Source organism: Streptomyces sp. NPDC086077 (genome assembly GCF_040686175.1).
Classification (GTDB): Bacteria; Actinomycetota; Actinomycetes; order Streptomycetales; family Streptomycetaceae; genus Streptomyces.
This window is the reverse complement of the sequence record NZ_JBFBJT010000074.1, coordinates 16510-37035: the sequence shown is the minus strand read 5'-3', so window position 1 is coordinate 37035 and position 20526 is coordinate 16510. Positions and strand designations below refer to the sequence as shown.

The window sequence follows — 20526 nt, the reverse complement described above, 5'->3', positions numbered from 1 at the left end:
GTGGTCGGCTCCATGAACATGCCGGGCGGCTCCCGCCCCGGCGGCACGCAGGGCGGCGGCCTCCCCGGCGCCACCGGCGGCCCGGTGGCCCCCGGCCACGGCGGCGGCACGGGCTCCTTCGACGTCACCGAGGCCCTCGCGGCGAGCGGCAACGGCTCCCGCCCGGGCGAACCGCGCCGCGACGACCTCCCGTACTTCACGGAACCCGGACAGAACGGTCGGCCGGGCCAGGGCGCGCCCAACGGCCAGGACCCCTACGGCGCGCAGAGCCCGTACGGCGGTCAGGGTGCCGCTCCCCACGGCCGACGCGGTCCGAACGGCCAGGGCGGTTACGGCGGCCCCGGACATGGCGGCCCGGCCGGCCAGCAGGGCCCCTCGGGCCCGACCGGCGGCCCGGTCACCGGCAACAGCCCCCTCGCCCTGCCGAGCGGCCCCGGCGCGACCCCGCACCCCGGCCACGGCGGCGGCCTGAGCGACGACACCGCGATCCTCACCCCGCAGCAGCCGGCCCCCGAGCCGCCCCCCGGCAGCCCCTTCGGCGTGCCCGTGGACAACGTCTCCGGGGACACCCTGACCAGCGGCATCCCGGTCGTGCCGCCCGCCGACCGGAGCACGCCGTTCGGGCCGGGCGCCCCCGCCGACGGGCCGGTGGCGCACACCCCGCCGAAGCGGCCCGAGCCGGCCCAGCAGTCCGCGCCCCCCGCCGCGCCCAAGAAGAAAAAGAAGGGCCGCAACAAGCTGGTGCTGCTCAGCGGCGGCGTGATCGCCGTCGCCGGAGTGGCCTACGGCGCCGGTCTGCTGATGAACCACTCCGACGTGCCCAAGGGCACCACCGTGCTCGGCGTGGACATCGGCGGAGGCACCCGCGACGACGCGGTCAAGAAGCTCGACGAGGCCCTCGGCGACCGCGTCGACAACCCGGTGAAGCTGTCCGTCGACGGCGAGACCCTCTCCCTGAGGCCGGACCAGTCCGGGCTCCAGTTCGACACCGACGCCACGGTCGACGCCGCCGCCACGAGCGACTACAACCCGGTCTCCGTGATCGGCTCGCTGTTCGGCCAGGAGCGGGTCGTCGAGCCGGTCATGCCGGTCGACGAGGAGAAGCTGCACTCCGCCCTGGAGACCGCGGCGGGCGGCGCGGGCAGCGCCGGCGACGGCACGATCAAATTCGAGTCCGGCAAGGCGGTCGCCGTGTACGGCAAGGCCGGCAAGGGCATCGCCGTCGACCAGGCCACCGAGGCCGTCGAGAACGCCTACCGCAGCCAGGTGGAGACCGGTGCGGCCACGCCGGTCCAGGTCCCGACCACCGCCAAGCAGCCGACGGTGCCCGACGCCGAGGTCGACCGGATGATGAAGGAGTTCGCCGAACCGGCGATGTCCGGCATAGTCACCGTGCAGACCGACGCGGCCCACTCGATCGCCTTCAGCCCGGAGAAGTCCCTGTGGAAGTTCCTCCGCGTCCAGGCGGTCGACGGCAAGCTCGTCGACACCTATGACGAGGCCGCCCTGAAGGAGCTCTACGGCAAGACCTTCGACGGCGTCCTCATCACGCGGGGGACCGGCCAGAAGACCCCGGTCACCGTCCAGGACGTGATCGGCGCCCTGCGCCCGGCCCTGAAGAGCACGACGAACCGCGTGGCGACGATCGAGACCGACCCGAGCTAGCCAGCGCAGACGCCGAGGGCACCCGGGACCCGCCGGGTGCCCCCGGGGCGACGCCGGTCGGGGCAGCGCCCCTCAGGGGCGCGGTGGGCTACGCGACCAGCACGACGCGCCCGCGCCCGCCGCGTCGAGCGGCCCCGGGGACGGACCTCTAGTTCAGCAGCGCCCGGGCCGCCCGGGCCTCCCCGCGCACCTTCTCGGCTGCTCCCTCGTCCACGGCCTCCACCACCTCCGCGTACGCGTCCAGCTCCGCGGCCCCGTCCATGAAGTCCCCCCGCCGCACCAGCACCTGCGCCCGCTCGTACCGCAGCCGCGCCGGATGCGAGGGCAGCAGCAACGACAGCTCCACCGCCCACAACGCCACGTCCGACCGCTCGGGCCGGGCCGCGGCCCACGCCCGGATGTTGTTCAGGATCCGTACCACCACGTCCAGCGGGTCCGCGGGCACCAGCATCGAGGGATCCAGCGGCGCCCCGGTGGCGCCCGCCACCAGCAACTCCGCGTCGTTCCCGCTGAGCACCCGCCCGCCGTCGAACGGGTCGGCCAGCACCTGCTCCGCGGCCTCCGCCGGCGTCCCGCCGAACCCGACCACGAAGTGCCCCGGCAGCGCCACGCCGTACACCGGCGCGCCTGCCCGCCGGGCCACCTCCAGCCACACCACCGACAGCAGGATCGGCAACCCCCGTCGCCGCGTCAGCACGGCGTGCAGCAACGACGACTCCAACCGCTGGTAGTCCGCGGCGGAGCCGCGGAACCCGCACCGCTCACCGAGCAGTTCCCGCACCGCCTCGGCCCAGGCCCGCGCCCCGCCCGGCCGGAACGGCAGCATCCCGGCCAGCCGGTCCAGCTCCACCTGCGCGGCGTCGATGCCCGCCTCGTCCAGCGCCCGGTCGGCCTGCGCCCCCACGAGCAGACACAGCGTCGCCAGGTCGGGCCGCTCGGCCCGCGCCTCCTCGGCGAACCGCCGGCGCAGCTCGGCGGTCCGCTCGGGCGGTGGCGGGAAGGGTGGACGCATGGCTATCGGCCCTCCGGCTCCCGGAAATGGTGATACGTGTGATGCGCGCCGAAGCCCAGCCCGGCGTACAACGACCGTGCACCGGCATTGTCCGTCTCGACCTGGAGCCACGCCGCCGACGCGCCCTCGTCCAGCGCGCGGCGGGCCAGCGCGGCCATCACCTCGGTCGCCAGCCCCCTCCGGCGCAGCGCGGGATCCACCTCGACGGCGGCGAACCCGGCCCACCGCCCGTCGACGACGCAGCGCCCGATCGCGGCGGGTGCCCCACCGTCACCGGGGATGCTCGCGAACCAGACCGAACTCCCGCTCCCCAGCACGCGCAGCGCCACCTCGCTCACGCTCTTGCGCTGGTACCTCGCCAGCCATCCGGCGTCCGCCTCCCGGGACAGCACCACCCCGGCGCCCTCGGACCGGTCGGCGACCGGCGCGAGGGCGCCGGTCCACACCTCGGCGGAGACCTCCCGCACCCAGCCACGCCGTTCCAGCTCCGCGCACAGCAGTTCCTGCGTGCCCTCGGCGCCGGTGGCGGTCTGCAGGTAGGCGGGCAGGCCGCGTTCGCCGTACCAGCGCCGTACGGCGCTCAGCGCCTCGTCGAGCGACACGCCCGGGTCCCCGAGCGGCAGCGCGGAGTTGGCGCGCCGGGTGAACCCGGCGGCGGCGCGCAGCTCCCACTCGCCGAGCCGCTCGCTCTCCAGCGGCCGCCAGCCCCGCGCGGCGATCCGGGCCAGTTCCTCGTAGGAGGCGGCGGGACCGCGGCGGCGGGCCGGCGCGGCGGGCACGACCTTCCCCGCGACCAGCGCGGACTCCTTGATCCGGACGCGCTCGCCGTCCCGCCGTGTGATCACGAGCACACCATCGTCCCAGGATGTGAGAACACCCACCGTGTCGGTGAATTTCTGCTCCGTGACGCCAGGGTCCCCCAACCGCCGTACGGAGACTCGTTTGCCCACGTCAGCTGTGGTGATACGGACCTCAAGGCGTCCGGCCGCCGATATTTCCACAGGTCGGTTCACCCCTCCTGTTCGGATCGTGCCCAGGAACGGAGATACTAGAGGCGGGCATCGACGACGCCGCGCTCCCGCGCGCCAGGCGGCGGAGCCTGAGGAGGCCCGCCAGCGCCCTATCGAGGAGGAACGACAGCGTGACCTACGTCATCGCGCAGCCTTGTGTCGACGTCAAGGACAAGGCGTGCATCGAGGAGTGCCCGGTCGACTGCATCTACGAGGGCTCACGGTCCTTGTACATCCACCCGGACGAATGCGTCGACTGTGGTGCATGTGAGCCGGTCTGCCCGGTCGAGGCGATCTTCTACGAGGACGACACTCCGGAGGAGTGGAAGGACTACTACAAGGCGAATGTGGAGTTCTTCGACGAGCTCGGCTCGCCCGGTGGCGCGAGCAAGCTGGGCCTGATCGAGCGGGACCACCCCTTCGTCGCCGCGCTGCCGCCGCAGGCCGAGTGACCCCTTAAGCGGCCCGAACCGCGCCGCCTCGGTCCCGTACGGCCCGATCACCCCGATCGCCGCCGCACGGGACCGAGGCGTTTGCCGCACCAGAAAGTGAGCCAGACACCGTGTCCGCAGTCTCCGACCGCCTGCCCACCTTTCCCTGGGACAAGCTCGCGCCGTACAAGGAGACGGCCGCCGCGCACCCGGACGGCATCGTCGACCTCTCCGTCGGCACCCCGGTCGATCCGGTCCCCGAGCTGATCCGGCAGGCGCTCGTCGCCGCCGCCGACTCGCCCGGCTACCCGACCGTCTGGGGCACCCCCGAACTGCGGGACGCGATCACCGGCTGGGTGCGGCGCCGCCTCGGCGCCCAGGACGTCACCCACCGCCACGTCCTGCCGATCGTCGGCTCCAAGGAACTCGTCGCCTGGCTCCCCACGCAGTTGGGTCTCGGCCCCGATGACCGGGTCGCCTTCCCGCGCCTGGCGTACCCGACGTACGAGGTGGGCGCGCGCCTGGCCCGCGCGCAGTACGCGGTCTACGACGACCCGACGGACCTCGACCCGGCGGGCCTGAAGCTCCTCTGGCTGAACTCGCCCTCCAACCCGACGGGCAAGGTGCTCCCGAAGCAGGAGCTGACCCGGATCGTCGCCTGGGCCCGCGAGCACGGCGTCCTGGTCTTCTCCGACGAGTGCTACCTCGAACTCGGCTGGGAGGCCGACCCGGTCTCGGTCCTGCACCCCGACGTGAACGGCGGCTCGTACGAGGGCGTCGTCGCGGTGCACTCCCTCTCCAAGCGCTCCAACCTGGCCGGCTACCGCGCCGCGTTCCTCGCGGGCGACCCGGCGATTCTCGGCCCGCTCCTGGAGATCCGCAAGCACGGGGGCATGATGACGTCCGCGCCGACGCAGGCGGCCGTGGTGGCGGCGCTGGGTGACGACGTCCACGTCGGCGAGCAGCGCGAGCGTTACGCGGCCCGCCGCACGATGCTGCGCGAGGCCCTGCTGGGCCACGGCTTCCGCATCGAGCACAGCGAGGCCAGCCTCTACCTGTGGGCGACCCGGGACGAGTCCTGCTGGACCACCGTGGCCCACCTCGCCGAGCTGGGAATCCTGGTCGCGCCGGGCGACTTCTACGGCCGCGCGGGCGAGAACTTCGTGCGTGTGGCCCTGACGGCCTCGGACGAGCGGGTGGCGGCGGCGGTCAAGCGCCTCGCGTGAGCACGGCGAAGGGGCCCAGGGAACTCCCTGGACCCCTTCGCCTCAAGCGCCCGGCACTCAGCCGATCGGCAGCCCCTTGGTGGGCAGCGACTGGGTCGGCAGCCCGCCCTTGGTCAGCCCGTCCGTCGGCAGCCCGCCCCTGGTCGCGCTCGCCGCGGCGTCACCCACGACGGCCCCGGCGGCCCCGGCGGCGTCACCCGCGGCCTTCTGCACCGCGGGCGTCGCCTTCTTCGCGACCTGGCCACCGGTCTTGCCTGCGGCCGGCACGGCCTTCTTGACGGCCTTGCTGCCGGTGTCGCCGGCGGCACCGGTGACGTTCTGCGCCGTGCTGTCGACGGTGTTGCCGACGTTCGCCGCGTCCAGGGCGGTCAGTCCGCCGAGGTTGCCGGTGGCGGGCAGTTCGGGGGCCGCGCTGGCGGAGCCGGCCGCACCGACCCCGGCAGCCGCTCCCGCTGCGACAAGCAGCGCGGCACGGGCGATCCGACGGGTCAGGGGGAGGGACATGATGCTCCTTCGACGGGAGATGACGGTGAAGTGTCCAGCCGCTCCCGGGAGTTGACTCCGCGATGTCGGTCGCGGTCTCGCGCTCCGGGCTCGGACGCAGTGACTACCGCTCGAAGCGCGCGAAGGTTGCGGCGTGCCAATGTAAAGAGTTGGCAATGCGTCGCATTATCGGCTGCGGATAAAAACGGGCAAAGAACACCCGGTCCGAAAGTCCGCCGAATCCTTACGGCTCCGTGTTCCCAAGGGTTTTGGCGCACAGGGGGGTGAGGCTGCGAAAACCTGAGCACCCGGTCACCCCGAACCGGCGCAAGTAACCCCTGGGGCTGATCGGTCGCACTACTGTGCAGTGACAATGCGGACGGCCTCGGCGGCGCGCCGGGCCCCGTCCGAATTCTTCGCGTCCTCCGCGGCGCGCCACCGACTGTCGGTGTGCCCCGCGACCCACTCCCGCCCGGCGTACGAGACGCGTTCGATGTGCAGCGAGGAGGCGTTGGCCACGGCCCAGTGGGCGTACTGCCAGCCGCGCTCGCGCGCGCCGCGCTCGTCGGTGTCCTCGGCCACGGGCACGGTCACCGTGCGCCCGCTGGTCTCGGTGACCAGGGTCGGCGTGGGAGTGGGCGTGCGGGCGCCCACCTCGGCGCCGGCCTGCTGCACGGCGTCCCGCCCGAAGTCCCGCACCAGCGCGGTACGCACCGCGTCAGGACCGGCGGTCGGCGTCGCGCCCGGCCGTCCCTCGCAGGTCAGCGTGGCCGCCGCGCGCCCCGTGAGGGCGGCGGCGAGCAGGGTGGCGTCCGGCTCGTGCTTGGCGTACGCCTGCGGGAAGCCGCTGCGCTGCACGCGCTGGGCGGCGACGGTGAGGGGCAGCCGTGTGTAACCCGGGACGTCGACCAGGTGGTCGTAGAACATGCCCGCCGAGTAGATCGGGTCCATGATCTGCTCCTCGGTGCCCCAGCCCTGCGAGGGCCGCTGCTGGAACAGGCCGAGCGAGTCCCGGTCGCCGTGGCCGATGTTGCGCAGCGCGGACTCCTGCAGGGCGGTCGCGAGGGCGATCGTGACGGCCCGTTCGGGCAGGCCGCGTGCGGTGCCTACGGCGGTGACGGTCGCGGCGTTGACGGCCTGCTCGGGGCTGAACTCGTACGTCGCCCCGTCGCCGTCGGCCGAGACGACCTTGCATCCCGGGCCGCCGGTGCCCCCGGTGACGTACTGCACCGCGAGGTAGCCCGCCACGGCGAGCAGGACCACGAAGGCCGCCCCCACACGGAGAAGGCGGCCACGACGCTGGAGATGAGGTGACGGCTCTGGCACGCGACCAAGGTACTGGAGAGTACGGAGTGACCGGTGCCAGGCGGGGAAAGTACTCCCAGGTCGGGAGCGCTAGTGTCGACGCATGGCCGACTCCCCGCTTGACCTCACCCTGGACGCCGCCCAGCTCACCGCCCAGCTCGTCGACTTCCCGTCGGAGAGCGGCAGCGAGAAGCCCCTCGCGGACGCGATCGAGAACGCGCTGCGCGCCCTGCCGCACCTGACGGTCGAGCGGTACGGCAACAACGTCGTGGCCCGCACGGACCTGGGCCGGCCGCAGCGCGTGATCCTCGCCGGACACATCGACACGGTGCCGATCGCCGGCAACGTGCCGTCCCGGCTGGACGAGGACGGTGTGCTCTGGGGCTGCGGCACCTGCGACATGAAGGCGGGCGTCGCGGTCCAGCTGCGCATCGCGGCGACGGTTCCGGCTCCGAACCGCGACCTGACGTTCGTCTTCTACGACAACGAGGAGGTCGCCGCCGACCTCAACGGCCTCAAGCACATCGCCGAGGCGCACCCCGAGTGGCTGGCGGGCGACTTCGCGGTGCTGCTGGAGCCGTCCGACGGTCAGGTCGAGGGCGGCTGCCAGGGCACCCTGCGCGTCCTGCTGAGGACCGAGGGCGAGCGGGCGCACTCGGCGCGCGGCTGGATGGGCTCCAACGCGATCCACGCGGCCGCTCCGATCCTGGCCCGCCTCGCCTCCTACCAGCCCCGTCACCCGGTGATCGACGGGCTGGAGTACCGCGAGGGGCTGAACGCGGTGGGCATCTCGGGCGGTGTGGCCGGAAATGTCATCCCCGACGCGTGCGTGGTGACGGTGAACTTCCGCTACGCCCCGGACCGCACCGAGGAGGAGGCGATCGCGCACGTCCGCGAGGTGTTCGCGGACTGCGGCGTGAGCGAGTTCGTGGTGGACGACCACAGCGGGGCCGCGCTGCCCGGCCTGTCGCACCCGGCCGCGGCGGCCTTCATCGAGGCGGTCGGCGGCACCCCGCAGCCCAAGTACGGCTGGACGGACGTCTCCCGCTTCAGCGCCCTGGGCGTCCCGGCGGTCAACTACGGTCCCGGCAATCCGCACTTGGCGCACAAGCGGGACGAGCGGGTGGAGACGGCGAAGATCCTCGCCGGCGAGGAGCGGCTGCGGGCCTGGCTCACGGCGTGACGGCCGCGGGGCGTCCGCGAGGGGGTTTCCCCGCGGGCGCTTCGTTGCAGACATACACATGTCCCCCCTCTGTAACCGGCGTGGATCTACGCTGAGGTGGAAACACCCCGCAAGCGGAGGGAGCGCACATGGCCACCGGCAACCCTGAGGGAAAGCGGCAGCCGCCGGAGGAGCAGCGACTCGGACCGGTCCTCCGACGGCGGAGCCAGGTGACGGCGAGCACGACGGACCAGCGGCTGCTGGACGCGGGAGGCCCGTCGGACTGGGTCCACACCGATCCGTGGCGCGTCCTGCGCATCCAGTCGGAGTTCATCGAAGGCTTCGGCACGCTCGCCGAACTCCCGCCCGCGATCAGCGTCTTCGGCTCTGCCCGCACGCCCGTGGAGTCGTCCGAGTACGAGGTCGGCGTCCGTCTGGGCAGGGGCCTCGTGGAGGCGGGCTTCGCGGTCATCACCGGGGGCGGCCCCGGGGCGATGGAGGCGGCCAACAAGGGCGCCAGCGAGGCGGGCGGCATCTCGGTGGGCCTGGGCATCGAACTGCCCTTCGAGCAGGGGCTCAACCCCTATGTCGACATCGGCCTGAACTTCCGCTACTTCTTCGTCCGCAAGATGATGTTCGTCAAGTACGCGCAGGGGTTCGTGGTCCTCCCCGGCGGCCTGGGCACCCTGGACGAGCTCTTCGAGGCCCTGACCCTGGTCCAGACCGAGAAGGTCACCCGCTTCCCCATCGTCCTCTTCGGCACGGACTACTGGGGCGGCCTGGTCGACTGGCTCCGCAACACCCTGGTCGCCCAGGGCAAGGCCGCGGAGAAGGACCTCCACCTCTTCCATGTCACGGACGACGTGGACGAGGCGGTGGCGCTGGTGTCGAAGGAGGCGGGGCGCTAGCCGGCGCCTGGCTCGGCGGGGTCTGGGGCCGAGCCCCGGAGAGGTTCACTTCCCGCCCGCACGCACGCACGCACGCACGCACGCCCACCCGACTGGCCGGCCCGGTCGGGAGGGGCGGGTGGGATCAGGGGCGCAGGCCTCAGGCCAACCCCCGCCGAGCGACCGCCGGGTCCCTCCAGCCCGCGATCGCCGCGACCATCTCCAGCACCTGCCGGGTCTCCCCGACCTCGTGCACCCGGTACACCTGCGCCCCCAGCCACGCGGAGACCGCCGTCGTGGCCAGCGTCCCGATCACCCGCTCCTTCACCGGCTTGTCCAGGCTCTCCCCGACGAAGTCCTTGTTGGACAGGGACACCAGCACGGGCCAGCCGGTCTCGACCATCTCCCCGAGCCGCCGCGTCGCCTCCAGACTGTGCCGCGTGTTCTTCCCGAAGTCGTGCCCGGGATCGATCAGCACCGACTCCCGGGGCACCCCCAGCGACACCGCCCGCTCGGCCAGCCCGAGCGTCACCCGCAGGATGTCCGCCATGACGTCGTCGTACGTCACCCGGTGCGGCCGTGTACGCGGCCGCGCCCCACCGGCGTGCGTACACACCAGCCCGACCCGGTACCGCGCGGCGACCTCCGCCAGCCGCGGGTCCACCCCACCCCAGGCGTCGTTCAGCAGATCCGCCCCGGCCTCGCACACGGCCTCGCCGACATCGTGCCGCCAGGTGTCCACGCTGATGACCACGTCGGGGAACCGCCGCCGCACCTCCGCCACGAAGCCGACCGTCCGCCGCGCCTCCTCCTGCGCGCTCACCTCCTCGCCGGGCCCCGCCTTGACCCCGCCGATGTCGATGATCGCGGCGCCCTCGGCCACCGCCTGCTCCACCCGAGCCAGCGCCGGCTCGTCGCGGAACGTGGCCCCCTGGTCGTAGAAGGAGTCCGGGGTCCGGTTCACGATCGCCATGATCACCGGCTCGCGCGGGTCGAACTCCCGCCTGCCCAGCCTGAGCATCCCGTGTGACCTCTCCTCGTTCGTCCTGGTCCCGGCCCTGTGCGACCGCCTGTGACCCTAACTGTCAGACTCGCATGGCACGATCGGACCCTGACACATCCGACGTCGGCGTACGCCACAGGTGCGCCGCCACACTCCGCGTGGGGACCTCAGCGATGGTTATGTTCTTGTTCCTGGTCGTCGCCCTCGTCGTCGTGGTCGCCGCGGTGACCCTCGCGGTGGTCGGCGGTGGTGAGCGCGGCCCGCTCCCCGAGGCCGCGCCCGAACGGCTGCAGGACCCGCTGCCCCTGGACCGCCCGGTCGGCCGCACGGACATCGACGCCCTGCGCTTCCCCCTGGCCGCCCGCGGCTACCGCATGGCCGACGTCGACGACGCGTTGAACCGCGTCGCCGCCGAGCTCGCCGAGCGGGACGCCCGGATCGCCGACCTGGAGTCCGCCCTCGCCGGCGCCCAGGCCGCGGCCCGCGTCCCCATGGACAAGCCCGGCCGGGAAGAGGGCCCGCGATGACCGACGGAGCGACCCTGGCCGGCCCGGACGGCGCGCTGCGCTGCCCCTGGGCCCTGTCCACGCCGGACTATGTGACGTACCACGACGAGGAGTGGGGCCGCCCGGTCCACGGCGACGACGCGCTGTTCGAGCGGCTCTCCCTGGAGGCCTTCCAGTCCGGCCTGTCCTGGATCACCATCCTGCGCCGCCGCCCCGGCTTCCGCGCCGCCTTCGCCGACTTCAGCATCGCCACGGTCGCCACCTTCACGGACGACGACCGCGAGCGCCTCCTCGCGGACGTCGGCATCATCCGCAACCGCGCGAAGATCGACGCCACCCTCGCCAACGCCCGCGCGCTGGCCGGCTGGGAGCCCGGCGAGCTGGACGACCTCGTCTGGTCGCACGCTCCCGACCCGGACACCCGCCCGGTCCCGAAGACCCTCGCCGACGTCCCCGCGGTCACCCCGGAGTCGACGGCCCTGTCCAAGGCGCTGAAGAAGCGGGGCCTGCGCTTCGTGGGGCCGACGACGGCGTACGCGCTGATGCAGGCGTGCGGTCTGGTCGACGACCACTTGGCGGACTGCGCCGCACGCCGCGTCGGCTGAGCGGGCGGGCCGGCTCAGCGCCCCAGGTACTTCGGCTTCTCCTTGTTCACGAACGCCTGCACCGCGATCCGGTGGTCCTCCGAGGCTCCCGCCCGCGACTGCAGCTCGTCCTCCTTCTCCAGCGTCTCGGCCAGCGAGTGACCGAACCCGTACGCCACGGCCTCCTTCAGCGCGGCGTACGCCACCGTCGGCCCCTCGGCGAGCAGCCTGGCCACCTGCTCGGCCTCCGCGCGCAGCTCCGCCGCGGGCACGACCCGGTTCGCGATGCCCAGCTCGTACGCCTCCTGCGCCTTGACGCTGCGCGGGAAGAGCAGCAGGTCGGTGGCGCGGCCGGGCCCGACCACGCGCGGCAGTGTCCAGGAGACGCCGGAGTCGGCGGTCAGCGCGACGCCGGCGAACGAGGTGTTGAAGGCCGCCGTGTCCGCCACGACCCGGTAGTCGGCGGCGAGCGCGAAGCCGAAGCCGGCCCCGGCGGCGACGCCGTTCACGCCCGCGACCACGGGCTTCGCCATGTCGGTCAGCGCCCGCACGATCGGGTTGTAGTGCTCGCGCACGGTGCTCATAGTCTGCCCCTCGCCCGCCTCCCGGTCGGCGGCCAGCAGCCCGATGTGCTCCTTGAGGTCCTGTCCCACGCAGAACGCCCGGTCCCCGGCCGCGGTCAGCAGCACCGCCCGAACGGCCTCGTCGGCCGCCGCGGACCGGACCGCGTCCCGGAGCGCGACCTTGGCCTCGATGTTCAGGGCGTTCATCGCCTCGGGGCGGTTCAGCGTGATCGTGGCGAGCCCGTCGTTCACCTCGTAGAGCACGGTGTCGGCCATGGCGTATCCCCTCCGGTTCGGCGCTCGGGGCGTACCGGTCGGTACGTCCTGTCCGAGGACAGCATGGCGGAGATCACGGACAACGGCCCCGGGCGTCCGTGTGAGCTGCGTCAAAGAATTCGGGCCGGTTTCCGGTCGGCGTAAGTCCGTGCGGCTGCGCAGTATCGCAGTCACATCGCCGAATTGAGTGGTTTTGCTCGGGCGCGTTGCCCAAGCGATGCCGACCGATGTTGGTCATCGGGTCGTGAGATGCGGGATAATGGCTTGGAAGCAATGTGTTCGATGCCGGTGTCGCGTGTCTTGTTTCACGGACCGCGCGCGCCCTTCAGCGGGCGCCGTCGGCCTTGACGATGAGCTGGTTTTCAGGAAGGGGAACGAGCATGGCGGCCATGAAGCCGCGGACGGGTGACGGCCCGCTCGAGGTGACCAAGGAGGGGCGGGGCATCGTCATGCGCGTTCCGCTCGAAGGCGGCGGTCGGCTCGTCGTCGAGCTGACCCCGGACGAGGCCGACGCGCTCGGCGACGCCCTCAAGAAGGTCGTGGGCTGACCCGGAGGCGACCATACCCTTTCAGCCGCCCCGGCACCGCATCCGGTGCCGGGGCCGCTGTATTCCCGGCATTCCTCGGCTCACCGCTCCGAATACGAGGTGCGGACCACCGCCGCGGTGGCGAAAAAGTGTCAGCGCTTGACCGCGCACAGCAGCCCGTCGCCGACCGGCAGCAGCGACGGGATCAGCTCCTGGCTCTCGCGCACCGCGCGCAGCAGCTCACGCAGCCGCAGCACCTCCGTCGGCTGCGGGCCCGAGTCCACCGTGCGTCCGTTGGCGAAGACGCCCTCGAACACCACCAGGCCGCCCGGACGCAGCAGGCGCAACGATTCAGCGAGGTAGTCCAGCACCTCCAGCCGGTCACCGTCGCAGAAGACGAGGTCGTAGCCGGCGTCCGCGAGCCGGGGCAGTACTTCCAGGGCGCGACCGGGGATGAACCGGGCCCGGTTGCTGGCGAACCCGGAGGCGCGGAAGGCCTGCCGAGCGAACTGCTGGTGCTCCGGCTCGGGGTCGACGGTGGTCAGCACGCCGTCCGCGCGCATGCCGTGCAGCAGATGGATCCCGGAGACACCGGTGCCGGTCCCGATCTCGGCCACCGCCTTGGCGTCCACGGAGGCGGCCAGCAACCGCAGCGCGGCGCCCGTGCCGGGCGAGACCGAGCGCAGCCCTGCGTCCCGGGCGCGGTCGCGGGCCCAGTGAAGCGCCTCGTCCTCGGCGACAAAGGCGTCGGCGAACGCCCAGCTCGTCAGCCGGTTGCCGGTAATGACCCTCTCCTGTCCCCGTGGTTGCCTGGGCGTGACTGTATCCGTTGGTGCCGGGAACCCGCAGATGGGACCAGGCGTTTAGAGGGGTGGGAGACGACGGCGGGGGACACGGTTGGATCACGACGACGAGCGGGGCGCCGAGCAAGTGCTGACGCAGCCGCATGAGCCGTACCAGCACAGATCAATTTCTCGTAAAACCGCTTATGGGGAGCTAACGGGCGAGGTGGCTATGGTAGGGGCCCCACTGGACACCACCAGAGCTGACAGGGGAGGTGCGGCTGCGCCTGTGGACCGCACAGGAGTGCTGAGGCGCTTCCTCGGGTCGGCGGGCAGGCCGAAATCCGTGAACGACACCGCTGCTGACCACAGCCACGCCGCTGACCACGACCGGACCGCGACGTTCTCCACCGACGCGGACGGGCAGGCGTGGACTCCGCCCACCTGGGAGGAGATCGTCAGCACCCACAGCGGTCGTGTCTACCGGCTGGCGTACCGCCTCACCGGTAACCAGCACGACGCCGAGGACCTCACGCAGGAGGTCTTCGTGCGCGTGTTCCGCTCCCTGTCGACGTACTCGCCAGGGACGTTCGAGGGCTGGCTGCACCGCATCACCACGAACCTCTTCCTGGACATGGTCCGCCGCAAGCAGCGCATCCGCTTCGACGCCCTCGGCGACGACGCGGCCGAGCGACTGCCCAGCCGCGAGCCTTCCCCGCAGCAGGTCTTCAACGACGCGCACTTCGACGCGGACGTCCAGCAGGCCCTCGACACCCTGGCGCCCGAGTTCCGTGCCGCGGTCGTCCTGTGCGACATCGAAGGACTGTCGTACGAGGAGATCGCCGCGACCCTCGGGGTCAAGCTCGGCACGGTCCGGTCCCGGATCCACCGCGGCCGCTCCCAACTGCGCAAGGCCCTCGCGCACCGGTCCCCGGAGGCGCGCGCCGAGCGTCGCTCCTTCGTGCCCCGCGTGCCCGCTCTGGGGGGAGGGGGCGCGTCCGCGTGAGTGGAACACGGCCGACAGCTGCCGAGGAGCGCCTCGCGGAGCAGCACCTGGGAGACCGACTCGCCGCCCTGGTGGACGGCGAGCTCGGTCATGACACGCGTGAGCGTGTGCTGGCGCACGTGGCGACCTGCCCGAAGTGCAAGGCGGAGGTCGACGCCCAGCGCCGACTGAAGAACGTCTTCGCGGAGGCCGCCCCGCCGCCGCCCTCCGAGAGCTTCCTGGCCCGGCTCCAGGGGCTGCCCGGCGGAGGTGATCTCGACGGTGGTGTGTCACCGATGGGGGGAGGCTTCGGCGGAGGCGTCTTCGGCATGAGGCGCGGTGAGGGCTTCGACTTCGAGTACGTCCCCGCCGCCGCGCACGCGTCCGTCCTGCCCGCCTCCGCGCAGCGCGGCTTCCGGATCCACGACGTCGGCCGCAGCGAGGCCGAGCGGGCGGCGGCCTCGCGCGGGCGCCGGTTCGCCTTCGTGGCCGCCGGGGCGGTGTCCCTGGCCGCGATCGCGCTGGGCGGCGTCACCACGGGCACGCCGGGCGACGCCGAGAGCCGGGGCGGCTCGGGAAGCAACGTGACCCCGGCGCGTCCGGGGTCGGGCACGACGACGCCGGAGAACCAGCGGCGCCGTGGGGCCGGCCCCCTGCTCTCACAGATCCAGGGCGGACGGACGCTCGGGGAGACGCCGGCGGCGGCGACAGAGGTGTCCGCGCCATTGCTTCCCGGGGTGGCGTCCCAGCCGGTACACGCCCTCACGGCTCCCATGGTGGCCGACGCGGCCGCGATGTCGCCGTTGATACGCCCTCTGGTGGCGACCCCGCCGATCACGCTCAGCAACTGGTCGACTGCTCCCGAGGTCATGACCCCGGGCCTGCTCGCGGCGCCCGTCACGGATGGGAAGGTGACTCCCTCCGCGTCCTCCTCCGTCACACCCCGCTGACCGTTTCCTGCGCCCCGGCGCGCGAACCTGATTGAATCCAAGGTGGAGCGCGCCCACGCCCAGGCGTCCGGCGCGGAATCTTCGAACTGCGGCCCCACCCCGACGAGCCGGGCCGCGGCCAGCCGTGGGGAGAGCATGAACGAGGGCACCGCGCCGACGCCGGGCAAGGGGGAGGGCGACTTCGAACTGAGGCGCCCGGAGGAGGCACCCACGGAGACGGTCACCGAGGAGGTGCCGTGGGGTGAGGTGCCGGGGGGTACTGGCGCTCTCGCGACGACCGGGCCACGGGACGAGGTGCCGCCGTGGGGTGACGTGCCCGGGGACGACGTGCCGCAAGGTGTCATGATCGCGTCCGATGCGCAGCGGGACGTTCCGGCCGCTCGGCCCGCCGTCGAGGACCTCAAGCCACTGCACGACCCCGACCCGTACAGCACCCCGCCGTACGGCCAGCCCGGCCCATGGGCGCCCGCCCCGCCCGTACAGCATCCGGCGACCACGCCCGCGCAGGGCACGGCCATGGTGGCGCCCCCGGCGGCTCCGGTGGGGGCACCTGTCACGACACCTCCGCACGGAGCACCTGCCCCGGTCTTTCCGGCCGCTGCTCCGGCCCCGACTCCGGCTGCGCCTGTCTCTGCCCCTGCGCCTGCATCCGCTCCGCCTTCGGTCCCTCCGGCCCCCGTTCCGGGCCCGACCCCGACTTCGGCTGTGCCAGTCCCGATCCCGGCTTCGCCCCCTCCGGCCACGGCCCCTCCGGCCCCTGTGGCCCCTCCGGCTCCGGCCGCCCAGGCCCCCGCTGCGACACCGGCCCTCGCCCAGGCCCCCGATCCGACCGCCCAGGCCCCCGCTCCGGCCGAGGCCCTCGCCCAGGCCCCGGCTCCGGCCGCCCAGGCCCCCATTTCGGCTGCGGCTCCCGTCCAGGCCCCCACTCCGGCACCTGCTCCCACGGCCCAGGCCCCCGCTCCGGCTGAGGCCCTCGCCCAGGCCCCCGCTCCGGCTCCGGCGCCCTTCTCTGCCGCCGCTCCCGCTCCGGAAGACGCTCCGGTCGTTCATGCCCCCGTGCTGCCCCCTCAGGCCCCCGCGCCGGCCGTTCCGGCTCCCAGGCAGGGGGCCGCAGCGGCGGCCGCCTCCGCACCTTCCATCGGCAGCGGCGCCCCCACCCCACCCCCAGCCCCACCCGCCCCCGACCCCTGGCGCCGCTACGACCCCTGGGCCGCCGCCGGCCCAGCGCACGCCCCCGCCCCGCTTCAGCAGACCGGTGCCGCGGTCCTCACCAAGCGGCAGCGGCGCAGGCGAGGCCTCAAGATCCTCGTCCTCGGCACCGCGCTCGTCGCCCTCGTGGCCGGCGGCATCGGCGGTGCCGTGGGCGCGTATCTGGAGCGCAACGGCGGGGTCGGGCAGGTCGAGCTGCCGCAGGCCGGACGGGAGGACGCCGCGCGGGACGCCGACAGCGTGGCCGGGATCGCCGCGCGGGCCCTGCCCAGCGTGGTCACCCTGCACGTCAGCGGTTCCGGCGAGGCGGGCACCGGCACCGGCTTCGTGCTCGACGGCCGGGGCCACATCCTCACGAACAACCACGTCGTGGAGCCCGCCGGCGAGGACGGTGAGATAACGGTCACGTTCCACGACGGCGAGACCGTGAAGGCCGAGGTCGTCGGCCGGGACGGCGGCTACGACCTCGCGGTCGTCCGCGTCCGCAGCGTCAGCGGTCTGCGGCCGCTGCCCCTCGGCAACTCCGACAACGTCCAGGTCGGCGACCCGGTCGTCGCCATCGGAGCCCCCTTCGACCTGGCGGGGACGGTCACCTCCGGCATCATCAGCGCCAAGGAGCGCCCCATCACGGCGGGCGGCGAGGGCGGCGACGCCAGCGACATCTCCTACGTCGACGCGCTCCAGACCGACGCCCCCATCAACCCGGGCAACTCCGGCGGCCCGCTGCTCGACGCCCGGGCCCGTGTCATCGGCATCAACTCCGCCATCCGCTCCGCCGGCGACGGGGCCGACGCGGACGGCGGCCAGTCCGGCTCCATCGGCCTCGGCTTCGCCATACCGATCAACCAGGGCAAACGCGTCGCCGAGGAACTGATCAACACGGGCCGGGCGACCCACCCGGTCATCGGCGTCACCCTCGACATGGACTACACCGGCGACGGCGCCCGCGTCGGCACCGCGGGCGCCGACGGTGCCGCCCCGGTCACGCCCGGCGGCCCCGGCGACAAGGCCGGCATCGACCCGGGCGACGTGATCACGGAGGTCGACGGGCAGCGGATCCACTCGGGTGAGGAACTGATCGTCAAGATCCGGGCCCACCGCCCCGGCGACCGGTTGGAGCTGACCCTGCGGCGGGACGGGGCGGAACGGACGATCTCGCTGGTGCTCGGTTCCTCCGGCGGCACCTGAGGAGACGAGAACAAACCTCACAGACCGGACGGTGACCCGCTCCAGCAAGGCAAACAAGCGGAAAAACGCTCACCAACCTGCACGTGTGGCGCCCGGGACAGTACCGGTCGGACAGGATCGACGGGTACCGTGGATCCGGCCCGGGACACACAAGGAGCTTTCAGGTGTTCAATGACATAGGACCGCTGGAGCTGGTGACGCTTGTCGTCCTCGCCGTGCTCGTGTTCGGTCCGGACAAGCTCCCGAAAGTCATCCAGGACGTGACGCGCACGATCCGGAAGATCCGTGAGTTCTCGGAGAGCGCGAAGCAGGACATCCGGCAGGAACTCGGCCCGGAGTTCAAGGACTTCGAGTTCGAGGATCTCAACCCCAAGACCTTCATCCGCAAGCAGCTGGACAACGAGGAACTGGGGCTCAAGGAGATCCGCAACGGCTTCGACCTGAAGAAGGAGATGGCCGAGGTCACCGACGCGGTGCACAGCCGCGACGCCGAGCCGCCCGCCTCCTCCGGCTCCTCGGGTGCCCGCGTCGACATGACGAAGAAGCCCGACGACCGCCCGCCCTTCGACGCGGACGCCACCTGACACCTGCGGGACCCGCCTGACGCCCGCGGACGCCCGACGCGCGCGGGACATGTCTGACACCTGCGGCACCCGCCTGTCCCCGTGCCACCTCGTCGGATGCCCGCGCGTCGGCCCCCTCGATCATTCTCCCCACGGCTTGAACACGTCGCTCACGCGACCCACGCGCCGGGCGCATTCCCGGCTGCCCGCACCGGTGTGGATATGCTGCCGAGTTGTTGTGCGGACCGGACGAGTACGCCCGAAGGGGGGCGGGCCGTCCGATCCGACGAGAGCGAGGAGGCGTCCGGGCACATGGAGACGACGAGTCGGGCAGTCGAACAGGCGCCGGCCGCGGAGGGTGGACAACAGTTCCCCTCCGCCCGGCGTACGGTCGACGGCTACCTGCGTGCGCCATTCCCGTGGTACGGCCTCGACGAGGCGTTCACGGGCCCGCGCTGGCTGATGCAGGTGGGTGTGACGGCCGACGGGGCCGTGGAACACGGTTCGATCGGCCACGGTGACGAACCCTCGGTGCGCGCCGAAGGGGTCGCCGAGGAACGGGAGCGCTTCGCGGTCGTGGTGACCGTCGCCGCCAACCCCGTGCGGCGCAGCGCCGACGGCACGGGGCTGCTGGAGGCCACGTCGGTCTCCTCGGCCGCCTGGCTCGCGGGGGTGGGGCTGCTGTCCTTCACCTGGCCCGGGCAGATGGACCACAGCCTGCGGGACCACTGGCTGGAGCAGCAGACGGAGACCGCGTGGGTCCTCGCGGACGATCTCGCCGGTTCGGACTGGTCGACGCTCTCGCTTCCCGTCGACGGCGTTCCCACGCCGTTCCACTACCGGGAGTCCGAGTTCGGCTGGGTGCTGGCGGGTTCGACGCAGGAAGGCGTCCACCTGGGCGCGTACGGCCGCGGGATGAGCGCGTACGGGCTGGGGTTCTCGGTGGTCAAGGACATCGCCCAGTACGCATGAGAAAGGGCGCCGCCGGGACGGGGCGCCCTCTCGCCGTGGGTGGTGCTCACGCAGTTCCCCGCACCCCCCGAGGGGGCGCGTCACCCACGGGCCGGACTCAGAACTTGTTGCGCGGCGTGATTCCGAGCGACATGCCGGACAGGCCGCGCTGGCGGCCGCCCAGCTTGCCGGCGATCGAACGCAGGGCCGCGCCGGCGGGGGAGTCGGGGTCGCTCAGGACCACCGGCTTGCCCTCGTCGCCGCCCTCGCGGAGGCGGACGTCGATGGGGATGCTGCCGAGGACCGGGACGTTCGTGCCCGTGGTGCGGGTCAGGCCGTCGGCGACCGTCTGACCGCCGCCCGTGCCGAAGACGTCGACCATCTCGCCGCAGTGCGGGCAGGGCAGCCCGGACATGTTCTCGACCACGCCGACGATCTTCTGGTGGGTCTGTACGGCGATGGAGCCGGCCCGCTCCGCGACCTCGGCCGCCGCCTGCTGCGGGGTCGTCACGACCAGGATCTCGGCGTTGGGGACCAACTGGGCGACGGAGATGGCGATGTCGCCGGTGCCGGGCGGCAGGTCCAGCAGCAGGATGTCCAGGTCGCCCCAGTACACGTCCGCCAGGAACTGCTGGAGCGCGCGGTGCAGCATCGGACCGCGCCAGACGACGGGGGCGTTGCCCGGGGTGAACATGCCGATGGAAATGACCTTCACGCCGTGCGCGGACGGCGGCATGATCATGTTTTCGACCTGGGTGGGCCGCCCGTCGGCGCCCAGCATGCGCGGCACGCTGTGGCCGTAGATGTCGGCGTCGACGACACCGACCTTCAGGCCGTCGGCCGCCATCGCCGCCGCCAGGTTGACCGTGACGGACGACTTGCCGACGCCGCCCTTGCCGGAGGCGACCGCGTACACCCGGGTGAGCGAGCCGGGCTTGGCGAAGGGCACCTCGCGCTCGGCCTGGCCGCCGCGCAGGGCGTTCGCCAGCTCCTTGCGCTGCTCGTCGCTCATCACGTCGAGCGTGACGTCGACGCGGGTGACGCCGTCGACACGGGAGACCGCCTCGGTCACCCGCTGCGTGATCGTGTCGCGCATCGGGCAGCCCGAGACCGTGAGGTACACGGTGACCGCGACCGCTCCGTCCGCGCCGATCTCCACCGACTTCACCATCCCGAGCTCGGTGATGGGCCGGTTGATCTCGGGGTCGTTCACCGTCGCCAGTGCCTCGCGCACCGCGTCTTCCGTAGCCATAAGGAC

General features: G+C 72.8%; 21 protein-coding genes. 13 read left to right on the top strand and 8 right to left on the bottom strand.

Annotation, left to right across the window (positions count from 1 at the left end; translation table 11 throughout):
- On the top strand, positions 1–1665 hold a 1665-nt coding region (locus tag AB0O67_RS21775), incomplete at its 5' end, for a hypothetical protein (RefSeq protein ID WP_365452421.1).
- A 148-nt stretch (positions 1666–1813) separates the two neighbouring features.
- On the opposite strand, the gene AB0O67_RS21770 is transcribed toward AB0O67_RS21775, so the two are convergent.
- Entirely contained in the window at positions 1814–2677 is an 864-nt protein-coding gene (locus AB0O67_RS21770) for a transglutaminase-like domain-containing protein (protein ID WP_365452419.1), read from the bottom strand.
- Positions 2678–2679: 2 nt separating this feature from the next.
- Entirely contained in the window at positions 2680–3678 is a 999-nt protein-coding gene (locus tag AB0O67_RS21765) for a GNAT family N-acetyltransferase (protein ID WP_365452433.1), read from the bottom strand.
- Between the two features lie 140 nt (positions 3679–3818).
- Here AB0O67_RS21765 and fdxA point away from each other — a divergent pair, with 140 nt between their 5' ends.
- Both fdxA and AB0O67_RS21755 read left to right on the top strand, forming a co-directional pair.
- Complete coding sequence (fdxA, locus tag AB0O67_RS21760; protein WP_362249186.1) at positions 3819–4139, top strand: ferredoxin; 321 nt, start codon at positions 3819–3821, stop codon at positions 4137–4139.
- Between the two features lie 110 nt (positions 4140–4249).
- On the top strand, positions 4250–5344 hold the full coding sequence (locus AB0O67_RS21755) for a bifunctional succinyldiaminopimelate transaminase/glutamate-prephenate aminotransferase (RefSeq protein WP_365452417.1): 1095 nt from the start codon (positions 4250–4252) through the stop codon (positions 5342–5344).
- Between the two features lie 57 nt (positions 5345–5401).
- On the opposite strand, the gene AB0O67_RS21750 is transcribed toward AB0O67_RS21755, so the two are convergent.
- Together AB0O67_RS21750 and AB0O67_RS21745 are read right to left on the bottom strand one after the other, a co-directional pair.
- Entirely contained in the window at positions 5402–5848 is a 447-nt protein-coding gene (locus AB0O67_RS21750) for an ATP-binding protein (RefSeq protein WP_365452415.1), read from the bottom strand.
- Positions 5849–6184: 336 nt separating this feature from the next.
- Complete coding sequence (locus tag AB0O67_RS21745) at positions 6185–7153, bottom strand: heavy metal transporter (RefSeq protein ID WP_365452413.1); 969 nt, start codon at positions 7151–7153, stop codon at positions 6185–6187.
- A gap of 82 nt (positions 7154–7235) precedes the next feature.
- Between AB0O67_RS21745 and dapE the strand changes: the two genes are divergently transcribed.
- Positions 7236–8315, top strand: coding sequence for a succinyl-diaminopimelate desuccinylase (gene dapE / locus AB0O67_RS21740; protein ID WP_365452411.1), 1080 nt, complete (start codon positions 7236–7238; stop codon positions 8313–8315).
- A gap of 128 nt (positions 8316–8443) precedes the next feature.
- Positions 8444–9202 (top strand): TIGR00730 family Rossman fold protein, encoded by a 759-nt coding sequence (locus AB0O67_RS21735; protein WP_365452409.1) that lies wholly within the window; start codon positions 8444–8446, stop codon positions 9200–9202.
- 139 nt (positions 9203–9341) lie between these two features.
- Here AB0O67_RS21735 and folP read toward each other — a convergent pair whose 3' ends face one another.
- Positions 9342–10202 (bottom strand): dihydropteroate synthase, encoded by an 861-nt coding sequence (gene folP / locus AB0O67_RS21730; RefSeq protein ID WP_365452407.1) that lies wholly within the window; start codon positions 10200–10202, stop codon positions 9342–9344.
- 155 nt (positions 10203–10357) lie between these two features.
- Between folP and AB0O67_RS21725 the strand changes: the two genes are divergently transcribed.
- Together AB0O67_RS21725 and AB0O67_RS21720 are read left to right on the top strand one after the other, a co-directional pair.
- Complete coding sequence (locus tag AB0O67_RS21725) at positions 10358–10711, top strand: DivIVA domain-containing protein (RefSeq protein WP_365452405.1); 354 nt, start codon at positions 10358–10360, stop codon at positions 10709–10711.
- Positions 10708–11295: a DNA-3-methyladenine glycosylase I gene (locus tag AB0O67_RS21720; protein ID WP_365452403.1), complete on the top strand. Its 588-nt coding sequence runs from the start codon at positions 10708–10710 to the stop codon at positions 11293–11295. The genes AB0O67_RS21725 and AB0O67_RS21720 overlap by 4 nt, the downstream gene beginning before the upstream one ends.
- Before the next feature lie 14 nt (positions 11296–11309).
- Here AB0O67_RS21720 and AB0O67_RS21715 read toward each other — a convergent pair whose 3' ends face one another.
- Positions 11310–12113: an enoyl-CoA hydratase-related protein gene (locus tag AB0O67_RS21715; RefSeq protein ID WP_365452401.1), complete on the bottom strand. Its 804-nt coding sequence runs from the start codon at positions 12111–12113 to the stop codon at positions 11310–11312.
- Positions 12114–12493: 380 nt separating this feature from the next.
- On the opposite strand from AB0O67_RS21715, the gene AB0O67_RS21710 reads away from it, so the two are divergent.
- On the top strand, positions 12494–12661 hold the full coding sequence (locus AB0O67_RS21710; protein ID WP_003966491.1) for a DUF3117 domain-containing protein: 168 nt from the start codon (positions 12494–12496) through the stop codon (positions 12659–12661).
- Positions 12662–12792: 131 nt separating this feature from the next.
- On the opposite strand, the gene AB0O67_RS21705 is transcribed toward AB0O67_RS21710, so the two are convergent.
- Entirely contained in the window at positions 12793–13491 is a 699-nt protein-coding gene (locus AB0O67_RS21705) for an O-methyltransferase (RefSeq protein ID WP_365452431.1), read from the bottom strand.
- Between the two features lie 235 nt (positions 13492–13726).
- On the opposite strand from AB0O67_RS21705, the gene sigE reads away from it, so the two are divergent.
- From sigE to AB0O67_RS21680, 5 genes are all read left to right on the top strand, one after another.
- A complete protein-coding gene (gene sigE, locus AB0O67_RS21700) occupies positions 13727–14428 on the top strand; it encodes an RNA polymerase sigma factor SigE (protein WP_365452429.1) in 702 nt (233 codons plus the stop codon).
- Complete coding sequence (locus AB0O67_RS21695) at positions 14425–15357, top strand: zf-HC2 domain-containing protein (protein ID WP_365452399.1); 933 nt, start codon at positions 14425–14427, stop codon at positions 15355–15357. Before sigE ends, AB0O67_RS21695 begins: the two co-directional genes overlap by 4 nt.
- A gap of 342 nt (positions 15358–15699) precedes the next feature.
- Complete coding sequence (locus AB0O67_RS21690) at positions 15700–17754, top strand: trypsin-like peptidase domain-containing protein (RefSeq protein WP_365452427.1); 2055 nt, start codon at positions 15700–15702, stop codon at positions 17752–17754.
- A gap of 164 nt (positions 17755–17918) precedes the next feature.
- Positions 17919–18338, top strand: a complete 420-nt coding sequence (locus tag AB0O67_RS21685) for a sec-independent translocase (RefSeq protein ID WP_365452397.1) — start codon at positions 17919–17921, stop codon at positions 18336–18338.
- 291 nt (positions 18339–18629) lie between these two features.
- Positions 18630–19289 carry a hypothetical protein gene (locus AB0O67_RS21680; RefSeq protein ID WP_365452395.1) on the top strand — a complete coding sequence of 220 codons (660 nt, stop codon included), beginning with the start codon at positions 18630–18632 and terminating at the stop codon, positions 19287–19289.
- Between the two features lie 97 nt (positions 19290–19386).
- Here the strand turns inward: AB0O67_RS21680 and AB0O67_RS21675 are convergent, their stop codons facing one another.
- A complete protein-coding gene (locus tag AB0O67_RS21675; protein WP_365452393.1) occupies positions 19387–20520 on the bottom strand; it encodes an Mrp/NBP35 family ATP-binding protein in 1134 nt (377 codons plus the stop codon).
- Positions 20521–20526: the final 6 nt, after the last annotated feature.